Consider the following 15,043-nt stretch of genomic DNA (forward strand, 5'->3'; position numbering starts at 1 on the left):
CCGATCACCGCCGCCACCGCGATCACGAGGGCCGCGACGACGGCGGCGATCGCGACGACGGGGGAGTGCGGGGCATCGGTCGCCCGGCCGACGGCGATCCAGGCCAGCCCCCAGATCATCGCGGCCGGTGCGGCGAGCGGGCGGCGCCCCAGCACCGTCAGCGCGATGCCGATGGCGGCGACCGCCGCGAGCACCACGACGGCGAACAGCTCGGGGACCCCGAGCCCCAGGAAACCGGAGCCCTTCAGTGCTGCGGCGATGTCTGCGCAGGTCGCCACGCTCACCCAGCCGAGGTACAGCCCGAAGGTGCCGTCGACCACGAGACATTCGACGAGGCTGCGGGGCGGATGCACCGTGATCCGGCGGAACAGAAGCGCGAGCACCGCGAGGAGCAGGGCGATCACCGGCACGCTGACCCACACCCAGCCAGCCTGGATCACGAGGATCCAGGCGGCGTTGAGCAGCATGGAGGCGATGGCCGGCATGGCGATCCCGCGGTCGTCGCGAGGATCCCACCACTGCCACAGGGTGTAGGCGCCGAGGCCGGCGTAGATCAGCGTCCAGATCGAGAACGCCGAGGAGGCAGGGGCGAGATGGGTGGAATCCGCGGCGAGGAGGCCGCCGGCGGCCTCCTCGATCGGGTCCCCGCCGAAGGCGCCCACGCCGACCGCGGTGCCGGCCATGGCGGCCAGGAACGCGACCGTCACCGCCGCGCGCCGCAGCAGGATGCGGGAGCGGCCGTCGGCGGCACGTCGGCGTCTCGCGGTGTCGGCTCCCCGAGGTGGGGCGGTCCGGCGGTGCGGGGTGGTCATGTGTCCGGCTCCTGGTCGTGTCGTCGCGTGATGCCCTGCCCGGTGGGGCGGGTGGTGAACGGCGTGGGGGACGGTGAGGTGCGCCCGGGCGGGGGCTCGGCCGCGGCGCCGTCGGCGTTCTCGGCCGCGCGCGCAATATTGCGCTGCATGCCGCCGAAGACGATGCCGTGGAAGGGCCACACGGCCCACCAGTAGGCGTCCCCGAGCAGACCGCGAGGATGGTAGACGGCGCGCTGGTGCAGGAGCGACCCGCCGTCGTCGGCGGACTCCACGCCGAGCTCGAGCCATGCCTCGCCGGGGACCCGCATCTCGGCGCGCAGGCGCAGCAGGCGGCCCGGTACGAGGCGCTCGACCCGCCACCAATCCAGCGCGTCGCCCACGGCGAGACGTTGAGGATGGCGACGGCCACGACGGAGGCCGGGACCGCCGACGATCCGGTCCATGAGTCCGCGGGCGACCCAGCCGAGCCGCCAGGAGTACCAGCCGTTCGTGCCCCCGATCCCCTCGATGACCGACCACAGCGTCTCGGGGGCGGCCGCGACGTGCCGACTGCGCTCGTCCCCGCGGACGATGCCGCCGGTCCACTCCGGGTCCTCCGGCAGCGGGGCCGACGGGGCCCCGGCCGGGGCGGCGGAGTGCCAGGCGGTGCTCACGTCGAGATCCCGGATCCGGGTCAGGGCGAGGGAGATGGCACGGTCCACATCGGTGAGTCCGCCCTCGGGGTCGGGGACGAGATCGCGGAGGTCGGACTCCGCGGCGACCGATTCATGGATCAGCGACTCGACCAGGGGGCGGGCGATCCCCGTGGGGACCGGGGTGACCAGGCCGATCCAATGGCTCGCCAGGCGCGGGGTGAGCACGGGCACGGCCTGGATCCGCCGCGGGCGGAGACCGGCGACAAGGGCGTAGGCCCGCAGCAGACCGGAGTAGGTGAGCACGTCCGGGCCGCCGATGTCGAAGGTGCGGTTCGGTGCGCCCTCGAGCCGGGCGGCGCCGACGAGGTAGTGCAGCACGTCGCGCACGGCGATCGGCTGGATGCGGTTGTGGATCCAGCGCGGGGCGACCATGACCGGTAGCCGTTCGGCGAGGTGCCGCATCACCTCGAAGGACGCGCTGCCGGAACCGAGGATCACCGCCGCGCGCAGGACGACGGCGGGGACCGGGCCCGCCAGCAGGATGTCGCCGACCTCCTTGCGGGAGGCCATGTGCGGCGAGAGCTCCTCGTCGTCGGGGTGGATGCCGCCGAGGTACACGATCCGTCGCACCCCGGCTCGGGCGGCGGCGTCGGCGAAGTTCTGCGCGCCGGCGCGGTCGTGCGCGGCGAACCCCTTCCCGCCGCCCATCGCATGGATGAGGTAGTACGCGACGTCGACGCCGTCCAGGGCGTCCTCCAGCGTCGCGGGGTCCATGACGTCGGCCTCGACGACCTCGATGTCGCCCCGCCAGGGGCGTCCGTCGAGCCGGTCGGCGTGGCGGGCCATCGCCCGCACCCGCAGACCGGCGCGCAGCAGTTCGGGGACGACCCTGCCTCCGATGTACCCGGTGGCGCCGGTGACCAGGACCAGCGGCGGCTCCGAGGGGGCGTCGGCGCGGATGTCGGGGGAGCTCATGAAGGGCGTCCTGTCGTCGCAGGGGTGCGATCCGCCGTCATTCCCGCTTCCGTGTCCGCCGTCGCCGTCGACTCGGGCGGGAGCAGGAGGTCGGCGGTGCGGAGGATCTCGTCGGTCACCGTGCTCAGCGCATGCACCAGGGCGCTCGGCAGCCCGTGCCTGGATGCGGAGGAGACGGCGCTGGTCAGGTGCCAGCGGGCGAGCTCCTCGGTCCAGGCACGGGAACCGCTGTCGGTGAGCAGCGCACGGGCGCGTCGCGCATCGGCGGCGTCGAGGTCCGGCTCGCCCAGCAATGGCCGCAGCTGGGGCCACTGGGCGGTGGTGGTCGCGTGCGCGATGAGCGCGGTGCGCTTGCCCTCGCGCAGGTCGCCGAGGGCGCTCTTGCCGGTGAGTCGTTCGTCGCCGAACATCCCCAGCAGGTCGTCGACCAGCTGGAAGCCGATGCCGAGCAGGCCGCCGATCTCGTCGAGGACGCCGAGCATCTCGCTGTCGGCGCCGGCGAGCAGCGCGCCCGCGTGGAGGGGGAACTGGAACGAGTAGACGGCGGTCTTGAACTCGGCGACGGCCAGCGCCTCGCGGAGGGCACCAGGCTGCTCGGTCGGGCCCAGCTGCAGGCGCACATCGGCGAGCTCGCCGATCGCGGAGGAATGGACGGTGGTCTCGAAGAGGTCCAGGAGACGCTCGACCACGGGGGCGGGCGCGTCGCAGCGCGCGATCGCCCGGAACGCGGTGAGCAGGCCGAGATCCCCGGCCAGGATGCCCGCCGCATCTCCATAGCGGCGGGCCTCGGCGGCCGAGGTGCCGTGCTGCTGGACGTCCTGCGCGAAGCGGCCGGGCAGGCTCGGCACGCCGCGGCGCATCAGATCGCCGTCGATCACGTCGTCCTGGACGACGAAAGCCGTGTGCAGCAGCTCCAGCGCTGCGGCGACCTGCACCGCGGCCTCGCCGCGGAGACCGCCGAGGGCGCGATGCGTCGCGGTCAGCAGCGCCGGACGGAACCGCTTGCCGTCGTCGGTGGCCTGCGCGAAGGCTGACCACAGGTCACGCCGACCCGTGCTCGGGGCGGTGCCGTGCGCGGAGACGGCGCCGGTGAGCAGCCGCGCGATCTCGCGATCCACGGCGCGGTGGTCCGCCGTGCTCACGATCCGCTCGCAGGTGCAGGTGCAGGTGCAGGTGCAGGTGCAGGTGCACGCGAGAGTGCGGGGGCGGACGCGGCGTCGGTGCCGCTCGCGGCGTAGGCGGCCGGTGCGGTCGCGGTCATGTCGCCTCCTCGAAGCTGCTTAGCCTATCTATGTAGTTTGACTGTAGCATCGGAGGATGGTCAAGAGTGCGGGCGAGCCGGGCAGTTCGTACTGGTACGACGGCGAGGATTCCGCCGTCGACCTCCTCTCGGCTCTGAGCGGGTTCCGCGCGGCGGATCACGAGCTGCGTCGGCGCCTCAGCGCCGGCATGGAGATGAACAGCACGGACCTCTCCGCGCTCCGCTATGTGATCGCCCATGAGGTCGGGGAGGACCCCGCGACGCCGCAGGCGCTCGCCCGCCACCTGGGGATCTCGGGCGCGTCGACCTCGAAGCTGCTGGACCGCCTCACCGCATCCGGCCACCTCGAGCGCGTGCCCCACCCGCGCGATGGCCGCTCGCGCATCGTCGTGGCCACGGACCACGCCCACGCCCAGGTGCGCGAGCGACTGGGCGGGATGCACGAGCGGATGCTCGCCATCGCCCGCGAGGTGCCTCCGGCGGACCGGCCGGCGATCATCGAATTCCTGCGCGCGATGGCCACTCACCTGGACACCGAGGCGCCGCCCGAGGAGCTCACCGCTCCCGAGGTGTGAGACCGTCAGGTCATGGCGACCTCGGTGCAGCAGCGTGCGCGGACCCTCTGGAGCGCTGCGGCGCAGCCGGAATCGGTCACCGGATGGCTGCAGATCGCCAAGGCCGTGATCGCGGGGACCGTCGCCTGGTGGCTGTCGAGGGACGTGCTCGACTCCCAGATGCCCTTCCTCGCGCCGTGGACCGCGCTGCTCACGGTGCAGCTGACCGTGTACCGGTCCGTCTCCCACGGCCTGCAGACCCTCGTCGCCTCGATCCTCGGGGTCGCGCTGTCCTTCGTCATCGGCGTCGGGCTCGGGGTGAGCGTCGGGACCTTCGCGCTCGCCCTGGCCGTCGGGATGCTCGTGGCCCTGGTGCCGTGGATCCGTGACGAGGGGATCGCGATCGCGACCACCGCGATCTTCGTGCTGGGCGCGGGCTTCGGGGAGCAGCAGCCTCTGCTGCTGGACCGCATCGTGGAGATCGCCCTCGGCGTCGGGGTCGGCGTCGTCGTGAACCTCCTGATCGTCCCGCCTCTCCGGGAGAAGCAGGCGTCGCGCTACGTCGACAGCATCAACCGCAGGATGGGCGGTGTGCTGGTCGACATGGCCGACGAGTTCGCCACCGCCTGGGACATGGAGCGGGCCGACGCCTGGGTCCAGGAGACCCGGGCGATGTCGGAGGAGCTCGGCGGCGCCTGGCAGATGGTGCGGTTCGCGCGCGAGAGCGAACGCGGGAACCCGCGTACCCGGCGTGCGACCGGCCGCTCCCGCCGTGGGCAGGGGGTGGCGGCCGACCATGCCGAGGAGGCCTCCTACGAGGACATCCTGGCCCGGGTGGAGGAGGGCGTCTCCCACCTGCGGCATCTGTCCCGCACGCTGCGCGAGGGCGCCTACGCGGACGACGAGTGGGACGACCGGTTCCGAGAGCGCTGGGTCGCGGTGGCCCGGGACGCCGGCCGCGCGATCGCCGATCCCGACGCCGAGGTGGAGCCGATCGCGGACCGGCTCTCCGCGCTCGCCGTCGACCTGGCGGATCACACCGAGCTGCCGCGCCGCTCGTGGCCGCTGTACGGCTCCCTGATCGCCAGCATGGAGCACATCGCCGTCATCGTGGACGACGTCGCCTCGGCGAGGGCCGCCCGGGAGGCGCCGACGGACGGATGAGGCATGAGGCGTGGGCATCCCGGGCGATCCGGAGCGCCCGCGCCGAAACTGGAGCCGGATTTCGAGGCCGAAGGATCCGATCTCCCCAGATGTGGAGCGCTCCCGCTGGAGCTGTCGGCTGCGTCGCAATATAGTTTCCTCAGGCAATCATATGGGCGTACTGTTCCCCTCATGGACACCGAGAACCTCGAGCAGCGCCGCACGATGCTGCACGCCCTGACCGCGCTCATGGCGCAGTGGTCCTCCCGCGACTTCCAGCGCCGCATCACGGCGCAGAGCGGAGTCGTCCTCGACCCCACGGGCGTCCGCGCGCTCTACGTGCTCGGCATCGCCGGCGGCTCCGGACGGCCCAGCGATCTCGCGGACGAGCTGCACCTCACACGCCCTTCGGCCTCGAAGCTGATCAGACGGCTCACCGCTGCGGGGCTGCTCGAGCGCACTCGCGACACCGCCGATGGCCGCGCGGCACGGATCGCCCTGAGCGCCGAGGGGCAGCGCACTTACGAGCAGCTCGTCGCGTCAGGAATAGACCTGCTCTCCGCCGCCACCGAGGGCTGGGAGGAGGCCGATGTGCGCGCCTTGTCGGCGCTGCTCGAACGATTCACCGACGGACTGCTGCGCAGACCCGGCGGTCCCGAAATCGAGGACGAGTCGCCCTGCCGGACGTCCGAGTCGTCGAGCCGACCCGACTGAACGCTTCATCACCCAGCCACCCGCCGCGGGCGGCTGTCACCCCGAAAGGACACACCATGCCTCGCACGTACGTCATCACCGGAGCCGCCTCCGGAATCGGTCGCACGACCGCCCAGATCCTCACGGACCGTGGTGAGAGGGTCATCGGCGTCGACCTCCAGGGCGCCGACGTCTCCGGAGATCTCTCGACGACCGAGGGCAGGGTCGCGGCGGCCGAGGAAGCCGCACGTCTGGCCGGTGGCACCCTCGACGCGGTGATCGCCTGCGCCGGTCTGTCGATCCCCCAGCCGATCACCGCGTCGGTGAACTTCTTCGGGATGACGGAATTCCTCGAAGCCCTGCAGCCGGCGCTGACCCGGTCCGAGGCCCCTCGCGTCGCGCTGGTCTCCTCGATGGCCTCGATGCAGCCCGTGGTCCCTGCCCTGGTGGACGCACTGCTCGCAGGAGACGAGGGGGTGGCCGTCGAGATCGCGACCCGTATGGCGGATGACCCCCGCACCGCGAACGTCATCTACCCCTCGTCCAAGCGCGCCATCTCCCGCTGGGTGCGCCGTGAGGCCCCCACGGCTCAATGGGCGGGAGCCGGCATCCCGTTGAACGCTGTGGCGCCCGGCACCGTGGTCACCCCGATGACGAAGGATCTCCTGGCCAGTGACGACGGCCGCGCGATGACCGACGCGTACGTGCCGATGCCGCTGAACTCGCACCAGGGGCCGGAGAGCATCGCGCACCTGCTGATCTGGCTCACCTCGGTCGAGAACACCCACTGTGCGGGCCAGACGATCTACTGCGACGGTGGGGCGGATGTCGTGCTGCGTGGAGACGACGTGTGGTCCTGGAACGATGTGGCGATGCGCGAGACCTTCGCGGAGATCGGCGCCGGACTGCAGGAGTGAGCGCTGCGCATACCGCAGGAGAGGCCCGATCGATGATCGGGCCCCTCGTCGTCTGGTGCGCGAACGGCGTCAGCGGGTTGTGGTGGCCGCTTCGGCGATCGTCTTCGTGTTCTGCGCGGTGCGGACGGTCGCGACGCTGAACTCGAGGCCGAGGCGCATTGCGATCAGCGAGATCACCGAGGGGATCCACCCGAACACGATCGCGAGGACCAGGGGCACGGCATTGAAGCTCGCCTCGTCGAAGTAGCTGTTCGCACTGCCCAGCAGCACGCCGAACAGGATCGCAGCGACGATCTGGCCCAGCCACATCAGGATCGCGACGAGGAACGCCACGATGTAGAGGAACGCCGAGAACTTCACCGTGATGAAGTGGGTGAACGTGAAGTCGAACAGGGCGCGGAAGAATCCTGCCTCGCCCTGCGCCGTGGGCGCAGGGGCCCAGGAGGTCTCCTGCGGAATCTGCGGGCCGGAGGTCGGAGAGCCCTGCCCGTACGCGGGGGAGCCCTGTTCGTAGGGGGTGGAGCTCTGGTCGGCACCGGGCACCTGCGCATCCCCGTACGGTGACTGCGGCTGCTCGGAGGTGGCCCAGGGCTGGTCGGCGGAGCTGTTCTGCTCCGGGTGCGGCGATTCGAGGTGGTCCCCGTCGGATGGATGCGTCATAGCGCGATTCACGTCCTTCATGCGTCGATGGCTGGTGCGCGGTGCGCGCGAAGAGGGCCCGGAACGGCTGCCGATCTCCTCGTACTGTCCCCACGGGAACCATAGTGCGGATCCGTGCCCGCAGGCGACGAAACTCCGCAAGCCGAGATCAGCGACGGCAGGCGGCAGCTCGGTGCGCGGTGGGCCAGCATCGCGGGGTCGCTCAAGCCTCGGGGATGTCTCTGCCGAACGACTCGAGCGTGATGTCCACGGGTTCGGGGCCGCCGCGGGTGCCCGTCTCCAGAGCATCGAGGCGGGAGAGCTCCTCGTCGCTGAGCTCGAACCCGAGCACGTCGAAGTTCTCCGCGATCCGCTCGGGCCGCACGGACTTGGGGATCACCTGGCGGCCTTCCTGGACGTGCCAGCGCAGGATCACCTGGGCAGGCGTTCTGCCGTGGGCCTCGGCGATCCCGGTGACCGCGGGATCCTCCAGAGGGCTGCTGGCGTCCGTGCCGTAGGCGACGACCCCGCCGATCGGCGACCAGGCCTGAGCGAGAATGCTCCGCTCCGCGCCGAGAGCGATGACGTCGCGCTGCTGGAAGTAGGGATGCATCTCGATCTGGTTCACGGCGGGAGCGACCTCCGTGGCGGCGAACAGGCGCTCCAGATCCTCCACCATGAAGTTGCTGACGCCGATCGCCCGGACCCTGCCGTCGGCGTACAGCCTCTCCAGCGCCTTGTACGCCTGGATCGTGCGGTCGAAATCGCTCGTGAGCGGCTGGTGCAGGATCAGCAGATCGATCGTGTCGAGCCCGAGCTTGCCGGCCGCCTTGTCGAACGCGTGCAGCGTCTCCTCGTACCCGTAGTCGGAGATCCAGATCTTCGTCTCGACGAAGATCTCCTCGCGCGGGATGCCGGAGCTCGCGATCGCCTCGCCGACACCGCGCTCGTTGCCATAGGCCGCGGCGGTGTCGATGTGCCGGTAGCCCACGCGCAGGGCTTTGACGACGGCCTCCTTCGTCTGCTCCGCCGGGGTCTGGAAGACGCCGAAGCCGATGGACGGGATGACGACGTCGTTGTTCAGGGTGAGATCGGAAGTGGTCATGCGGCCACGCTAGGCGCGGGACGGCGCACGAGGGAGGCACTGGGAGTACGTGGAACGGTGGACCCTTCCGCTGCACGATCCGGCCCGGCAGCATGAGGACGTGGTCGACGCTCTCGAGGAGTTGGACATCGCCCTGGTGGCGTCCTGTTCGGAGTTCGACGAGAGCGCCATGGCCTCGAAGCTCAGCGTCAGATCGCCGACGACCGGATGGTGCAGCCGCTTCACGCCGGTGCGATGGAATCGCACGTTGTGCGCGGCCCAGCGCCGCCGGAAGTCCGCGCTGCACGTGGAGAGCTCCCCGATGTGGTCCTGCAGGTTCTGGTCCGCGCACGACGGTCAGCGGTGCGGGTAGGCCGCTTCGCGGTCCTGGAACTCGAGGATGGCGGGGTTCCGGATCACGCCGTCCTGGATCTCGATCGCGCTGTCGATGGTCTCTTCGCTCGCCCAGGCAGACGGACCCGCCATGACGGTCTCCAGGAAGGGCAGGAGCGCGGAGCTGTTCTCCCAGCTCGCCGAGTTCCAGAGGTACGAGGGGCTGTGGTCGACCGCGTAGTAGTACACGCCGTTGTCGAGGCGGAGCATCGGCTCGACGAAGGAGGTGGGCCGGGCGAAGGAGAAGCCCATCCCCTCGTCACAGGAGACGTCGATGATCAGGCTTCCTGGCGTGAACTGCTCGAGGTCCCCCTCGTTGAGGTACAGCAGCGGGGCGTTGGGGTCCTGCAGGGTGCAGTTGACCACGATGTCGCTCTCGGCGAGGAACGGCGCCAGCGGGACTCGGCCCTCGTCGGTGATGGCCTCGCTCATGTACGGCTCGTCCTCATGGGCGAACTGCACGATGTCCACCGAATGGATCGGGGAGGCGACCGCGGCGACGGCGCGGTTGGTGAGCACGCGGATCTGGGTGATGCCGTGGGCGCCCAGCGCGGTGATCGCCCCGCGCGCGGTGGCGCCGAACCCGATGACGGTGGCGGTGAGGCGGCGGCCGTAGTTCCCCGTCGAGCCCAGCAGCTGCAGGGAATGCAGCACCGAGCTGTAGCCCGCGAGCTCGTTGTTGGTGTGGAACACGTGCAGGTTGAAGGAGCCATCCGCGTTCCAGTGGTTCATCGCCTCGAACGCGATCAGCGTGAGGCGTTTGTCGATGGCCAGCTGGGTGAGGGTGCGGTCCTGCACGCAGTGCGGCCAGCCCCAGAGCGTCTGACCCTCGCGCATGGAGCGGATGTCCTCGTGCTGAGGCTTCGGCAGCGCGAGGATGTCGGCCTGCTCGAACAGCTCGGCGCGGGTGCACACCCGGGCCACGTGCGGGGCGAGCTCGGAGTCGGGGACGCCGAAGCGCTCGCCGTAGCCCTCCTCGATCAGCACCCGGCCTTGCAGATCCGGGGGGATCCGCTCGAGATGCGCCGGGTGCAGGGGCACCCGCCATTCATCCGTCTTCCGGGAGAACCCGAAGAGTCCGAGGGTGGGCGCGGGGCTGGTCATCGACCCGCTCTGGTCGTGGTGATGTGGCAGCACGTGCTTCCGTTCCTGGGTGCCCGGTGGCGCCCTGGCTCTTGACGATAGAGCATGGCGCTTCCCGGCCCCTGCCGCGGTGAGACGACGGACCCCTGCCGCGGTGAGGCAATGGGCCCCCGCCGCGGTGAGGCGACGAGCTCTTGCCATGGCGAGGCCGCGGGCCCCTGCCACGGTGACATGGGCAGGGGCCCGCAGGCGGTCGGCGTGCCGGATGCCGAGGCGTTCAGCCGATCACGGGCTCAGCCGAGCACGGGCTCAGGCGCTGACGCGCTCAGTCGCGGAGACGGGCCACCAGGTCGATCTCGACCCGGATGTTCGCCAGCTGCGAGCCGACGGTGGTGCGCACCGGGAACGGCTCGGAGAAGAACTCGCGGTAGGCCTCGTTGAACTCCTGGAAATCGGCGAGGTCGGCGAGGTGGACGGTGGTCTTCAGGGCGTCGTCCAGGGTGGCGCCGCGCTCGGCGAGCACCGCCTGGATGTTCCGCAGCACCTGGCGGGTCTGCTCGCCGACGTTCTCGGAGACCTCCCCGGTGGTCGGGTCCTGCGGCCCGAAGCCGGCCGTGAACAGCAGGTCTCCGCTGACGATCGCCTGGCTGTAGGGGCCTGCGGGCTGCGGGGCGCTGGTGGTGTGGAGGGCTTCCTTGTGGCTCATCGTTCTCCCTGATGGGTTGTGCTGATAACTGCAGGTGCAGGGTCTGCGCCCTGCGGGGCCGACGGAGCGGGGACATGCCCGCCGTCGGAGCTGTGGTCGTGCCCACCACCGGGTGCGTGAGGGGCCGCGGCGCTGTCGGGGCTGGGGGCGGAGGCGGCGCGCAGGCCGCGGCCGCGATGCTCGCCGGTGAGACGGCCTCCGGCGAGGACGGGTCTGCCGGCGACGAGCACGTCGTCGATGCCGACGGCGAGGGCGGTCGGGTCGTCGTAGGTGGCGCACGCACCCACAGCGTCCTCGTCGACCAGGACGATGTCGGCGAGGTGACCGGGACGGAGACGGCCTCGGGCGCCGAGCCGGAACCGCTCTGCCGCTCCGGTGGAGAGATGCTGGGCGGCATCCGGCCAGGTGAGGAAGCCATGGTCGCGCACATAGGTCGCGAGATAGGTCGCGAACGTGCCGCGGGAGCGCGGATGGGGGTGGGCGCCGACGAAGATCCCGTCGGACCCTCCGAGGTGCCCCGGATGGGCGATGAGGCGGCCGAGGTCCTCGACGGGGCGCTGATCGCGCACCGCCATCACCACGTTGACCTCGAGCGCGGAGGCGGCCAGCAGATCCAGCGCCGCATCGATCGGATCGGTGCCGTGGCGCGCGGCGACCTGGGCGAGGGTCAGGCCGTGCGCCCAGGCGAACTCCGGGGCGACGGTATGGGCGATGGTGATCAGCACCGGCCACTCCGGACCGAGGCTCGGGTTGTGGGCGACCTGTGGGAACCACTCCCGGCGCAGCTGCTCGCGCTGGGCCGGATCGCGCAGCAGCACGGTCGCCTCGGCGGGATCCATGGCGTTGACCGCCGGGGGCAGCAGCGTCATCCCCAGGATCGAGCAGCCTCGCGTGTACGGATAGGCGTCGAAGCTGGCGTCCAGCGCCTGCGCCCGGAGCCAGGCCATCAGCCGTGCGGCCTCGTCGGCCCGGGTGTGGAAGTGGGAGATGTGCACGGGCACGCCGGCGTCGAGCCCGATGCGGGCCGCTTCCTCGATCCCCACCTGCGAGTTCTCCTCGTAGCCGCCGCGCATGTGCGTCACGTACGGCAGGCGGGCCGCCGAGAGCGGGCGGCACAGGGCCGCGATCTCGTCGGCCGCGGCGTAGATGCCCGGGGTGTAGTCCAGCCCGGTGGAGAGGCCGACGGCTCCGTCGGCCACCGCCTGCGCCACCAGCGCCGTCATCTCCTCGATCTCCGCCGACGTCGCGGGGCGGTCCGCGCTGCCCATCACCTGGTGGCGCACGGTGCCGGCGGGCACCAGGTAGGCGACGTTCAGGGGCGTCGTGTCGTCGTAGGTCGCCAGGAGATCGGCCACCGAACCGCCGCGGAAGGTGGGGTGCGGGCCGTTGATCGCCGCGAAGTACCTGCTGCCGTGGGCACCGTCGCCGGGGGCGTAGGAGACGCCGTCCTGCCCGCCGATCACGCTGGTCACGCCTTGGCGCAGCAGTGCGAGCTGCACGTCCTCGTCGAACACGGCGCCCTCGGCATGGGAGTGGGCGTCCACGAAGCCGGGCATGACCAGGCGTCCATCGGCCTCGAGCACCTGCGCGCCCGCCGCACGGTCCGGATCGATCCGGCCGACGGTGGTGATCTGCTCGCCCTCGACGAGCACGTCGGCCGGTGTGACCATGCCGTCCTCGACGACGCGGCCCCCGCGGATCAGCAGGGCGGTGGGACGGAGAGGATCGGGAACGGCCATGGTCATGATCCTTGCAGAGCGTTCAGCCGGTCGGGGTTCGCGATATCGGGTCGCAGGCTCGCCGCGGCGGTCGCGATCGCGCCGACGGTGCAGATCACCACCACGTAGACGATCACCGGCCAGATCGAACCGCTCGCCCAGCCCACGAGCGCGGTGGCGATCAGCGGGGCGAGGCCGCCGCCGAAGGTGTTGGAGAGCTGGTAGCCGATGTTCACGCCCGTGGTGCGCTGCTCGACGTCGAACATCTCGGTGAGCATGGTCTGCAGCGTGCCCTGCATGGCGATGCCGGGGATCACGAAGCCGACGATCATGCCCAACCAGATCAGCACGGGGACGTGCGTGCCGAACAGGGCGAAGGCCGGCCAGACCAGCAGGGCGAAGCCGATGCAGCCCGCGATGTACACGCGGCGTCGGCCGATGCGGTCCGAGAGCATGCCGTAGGCGGGTGCCATGACGATCTGTAGGGCGCCGACGATCATCGTGCCGATGAATCCGACCTGCGGCGGCACCCCGCCGGAGACCATGAAGGCCAGGCCGAAGGTGAGCACCACGTAGCCGGCGATCGACTGGGGCAACCCGATGAGGATCCCGAGGATCGCGTTCCTGGGGTGGCGGAGCACCTCGCGCAGGGGTGAGGGGGCTGCGATCTTATCGTCGGCGATGTCCTGGCTGTGCTGGGTGAACTCCTCGGATTCCTCGAGGTGGCGGCGCAGGAACACGGCGATGATCGCGAGCACCAGGGCGAACACGAACGGGATGCGCCAGCCCCAGGTCATGAAGAACGACTCCGGCCCCAGGCCCAGGCCCGCCATCATCCCGGCCGAGACGACGTTCGCGACGCCGGCGCCGCTGATGAGGAGCGCTCCGTACAGGCCGCGGCGGCCGACGGGGGCGTGCTCGACGACCATGGTCGCCGCGCCGCCCATCTCGCCGCCGACGAACAGTCCCTGGAACATCCGCGCGATGACCAGCAGGATCGGGGCGGCCAGACCGATCGCGGCGTCCGACGGGATGAGGCCGATCGCGGCGGTGGTCAGACCCATGCCGATCACGGTGATCAGCAGGGTGAGCTTACGGCCGAAGCGGTCGCCGATGTAGCCGAACACCAGCCCGCCGATCGGGCGCAGCAGGAAGCCGACGGCGAAGGTCGCGAAGCTCGACAGCTGCGCGACGAAGGCGGAGTCCGACGAGAAGAAGACGGCAGGGAACACCGCCGCCGAGGCGAGCCCGTAGAGGTAGTAGTCGAAATACTCCATGAGCGTGCCGATGGCGCCGCCCGCGATGGTGCGCTTCTGGGTGCTGCTGAGCGTGGCGGCGGGGCCCTGATCTCCGGGGATCGGGGCGTCCGGCTGCACGGTGACGCCTGATGTCGACGACATGCTGTCCTCCTCGACGAGCATTGATTGACTGACTGTATACATGGTTGACAGAGATTATGTCCACCCCGGGTGTCATCATGGCGGCATGACGGCCGAGCGCACCAGACCGAGCACCCCCGCACGCACCACGTCGAGCGCCGAGCCGAGCACCGGCGCCGCTGCCGAGTCGGAGACGGGGGCGGGCATGGCTCCGAGCGCCGGGCCGGGCGCGGCGGCGAGCACGGCTGCCGAAGGGCTGCCCCGGGCCCGATTCGCGACCTTCGAGGACGCCTACCGCGCGCTGACCCCGCTGATGGAAGCGATCACGTCGGTGGTGGGCTCGCACTGCGAGGTGGTGCTGCACGACCTGAGCCGGGGCGACCTCGACCATTCCGTCGCCGCGATCGTCAACGGGCACCTCAGCGGTCGCACCGTCGGCGGACCGTCGACGAACCTCGGTGTCGAGGTGCTGCGTGACCAGAGCACCGACCACGATGCCCACGGCTACCGCGGCCGCACCGCCGACGGTCGCGAGCTGATCAGCTCCTCGACCTACTACCGCGACCACGACGGAAACGTCATCGCCGCCTTCTGCATCAACGTCGATCTGACCCCGGTCCAGACCGCGATGACCGCTCTGGACGCCCTGCTGCCCACGGCCCGCGAGGACGTCGCCGAACGGCCGAAGGAGCTGGTGGGTCCCGATATCTCGAGCGTGCTCGAGGAGATGGTCGACGAGTCCATCGCGCATGTCGGCAAGCCCGTGCCGGTCCTGACCAAGCCCGAGCGGATCGAGGTGCTGCGCCTGCTCGAGGAGCGCGGCGCCTTCCGCATCAAGCGAGCCGCCGATCTCGTCTCCGCCCGGCTCGGGGTCTCCCGTGTGACGGTCTACGGCTACCTCGACGAGATCCGCCGCGGCTGACCCCGGGGGAGTGGGGCGGGCTGTGCCGTCCGGCTCGCCCCGTGCGCTGCCGGCTCGACGGTCCAATCGGCTGATGCGCGAGAAGCTGCGAACCCGCCACGCGGCCGATGCGGAGCAGGGAGCGCGTCC

15 protein-coding genes are annotated in these 15,043 nt (G+C 70.9%); 5 read left to right on the plus strand and 10 right to left on the minus strand.

Going from position 1 to position 15,043, the window contains the following annotated elements:
• From CIK81_RS04540 to CIK81_RS04550, 3 genes are all read right to left on the minus strand, one after another.
• Window positions 1-812, minus strand: an 812-nt coding sequence (locus CIK81_RS04540) for a tryptophan-rich sensory protein (protein ID WP_241963962.1), incomplete at its 3' end; no start/stop codon positions are given.
• Window positions 809-2,422 carry an SDR family oxidoreductase gene (locus tag CIK81_RS04545; protein ID WP_114307490.1) on the minus strand — a complete coding sequence of 538 codons (1,614 nt, stop codon included), beginning with the start codon at window positions 2,420-2,422 and terminating at the stop codon, window positions 809-811. The genes CIK81_RS04545 and CIK81_RS04540, both read right to left, overlap by 4 nt.
• Window positions 2,419-3,564 carry a polyprenyl synthetase family protein gene (locus tag CIK81_RS04550; RefSeq protein WP_114307489.1) on the minus strand — a complete coding sequence of 382 codons (1,146 nt, stop codon included), beginning with the start codon at window positions 3,562-3,564 and terminating at the stop codon, window positions 2,419-2,421. The genes CIK81_RS04545 and CIK81_RS04550 overlap by 4 nt, the downstream gene beginning before the upstream one ends.
• 175 nt (window positions 3,565-3,739) lie before the next feature.
• On the opposite strand from CIK81_RS04550, the gene CIK81_RS04555 reads away from it, so the two are divergent.
• From CIK81_RS04555 to CIK81_RS04570, 4 genes are all read left to right on the plus strand, one after another.
• A complete protein-coding gene (locus tag CIK81_RS04555; protein WP_114307488.1) occupies window positions 3,740-4,258 on the plus strand; it encodes a MarR family winged helix-turn-helix transcriptional regulator in 519 nt (172 codons plus the stop codon).
• Between the two features lie 12 nt (window positions 4,259-4,270).
• The gene (locus CIK81_RS04560; protein WP_114307487.1) at window positions 4,271-5,401 is read left to right on the plus strand and encodes an aromatic acid exporter family protein; all 1,131 of its coding nucleotides are present in this window, start codon (window positions 4,271-4,273) and stop codon (window positions 5,399-5,401) included.
• A gap of 171 nt (window positions 5,402-5,572) precedes the next feature.
• Window positions 5,573-6,094: a MarR family winged helix-turn-helix transcriptional regulator gene (locus CIK81_RS04565; RefSeq protein ID WP_241963964.1), complete on the plus strand. Its 522-nt coding sequence runs from the start codon at window positions 5,573-5,575 to the stop codon at window positions 6,092-6,094.
• Window positions 6,095-6,150: 56 nt separating this feature from the next.
• Window positions 6,151-6,990, plus strand: a complete 840-nt coding sequence (locus CIK81_RS04570) for an SDR family NAD(P)-dependent oxidoreductase (RefSeq protein ID WP_114307486.1) — start codon at window positions 6,151-6,153, stop codon at window positions 6,988-6,990.
• Between the two features lie 69 nt (window positions 6,991-7,059).
• Here CIK81_RS04570 and CIK81_RS04575 read toward each other — a convergent pair whose 3' ends face one another.
• The 7 genes from CIK81_RS04575 to CIK81_RS04605 form a co-directional block, all read right to left on the minus strand.
• The gene (locus tag CIK81_RS04575; RefSeq protein ID WP_158541914.1) at window positions 7,060-7,650 is read right to left on the minus strand and encodes a DUF4282 domain-containing protein; all 591 of its coding nucleotides are present in this window, start codon (window positions 7,648-7,650) and stop codon (window positions 7,060-7,062) included.
• A gap of 202 nt (window positions 7,651-7,852) precedes the next feature.
• Window positions 7,853-8,734 (minus strand): aldo/keto reductase, encoded by an 882-nt coding sequence (locus CIK81_RS04580; protein WP_114307484.1) that lies wholly within the window; start codon window positions 8,732-8,734, stop codon window positions 7,853-7,855.
• A 9-nt stretch (window positions 8,735-8,743) separates the two neighbouring features.
• On the minus strand, window positions 8,744-9,049 hold the full coding sequence (locus CIK81_RS18130; RefSeq protein WP_158541944.1) for a hypothetical protein: 306 nt from the start codon (window positions 9,047-9,049) through the stop codon (window positions 8,744-8,746).
• 21 nt (window positions 9,050-9,070) lie between these two features.
• On the minus strand, window positions 9,071-10,210 hold the full coding sequence (locus CIK81_RS04590) for a N(5)-(carboxyethyl)ornithine synthase (protein ID WP_114307514.1): 1,140 nt from the start codon (window positions 10,208-10,210) through the stop codon (window positions 9,071-9,073).
• A gap of 304 nt (window positions 10,211-10,514) precedes the next feature.
• Window positions 10,515-10,895: a RidA family protein gene (locus CIK81_RS04595; RefSeq protein WP_114307483.1), complete on the minus strand. Its 381-nt coding sequence runs from the start codon at window positions 10,893-10,895 to the stop codon at window positions 10,515-10,517.
• A complete protein-coding gene (locus CIK81_RS04600) occupies window positions 10,892-12,634 on the minus strand; it encodes an amidohydrolase family protein (protein ID WP_114307482.1) in 1,743 nt (580 codons plus the stop codon). Before CIK81_RS04600 ends, CIK81_RS04595 begins: the two co-directional genes overlap by 4 nt.
• 2 nt (window positions 12,635-12,636) lie before the next feature.
• Window positions 12,637-14,013, minus strand: a complete 1,377-nt coding sequence (locus CIK81_RS04605; protein WP_114307481.1) for an MFS transporter — start codon at window positions 14,011-14,013, stop codon at window positions 12,637-12,639.
• An 85-nt stretch (window positions 14,014-14,098) separates the two neighbouring features.
• On the opposite strand from CIK81_RS04605, the gene CIK81_RS04610 reads away from it, so the two are divergent.
• The gene (locus tag CIK81_RS04610; RefSeq protein WP_158541915.1) at window positions 14,099-14,914 is read left to right on the plus strand and encodes a transcriptional regulator; all 816 of its coding nucleotides are present in this window, start codon (window positions 14,099-14,101) and stop codon (window positions 14,912-14,914) included.
• Window positions 14,915-15,043 lie beyond the last annotated feature (129 nt).

The organism is Brachybacterium sp. JB7, from assembly GCF_003335205.1.
Taxonomy (GTDB): domain Bacteria; phylum Actinomycetota; class Actinomycetes; order Actinomycetales; family Dermabacteraceae; genus Brachybacterium; species Brachybacterium alimentarium.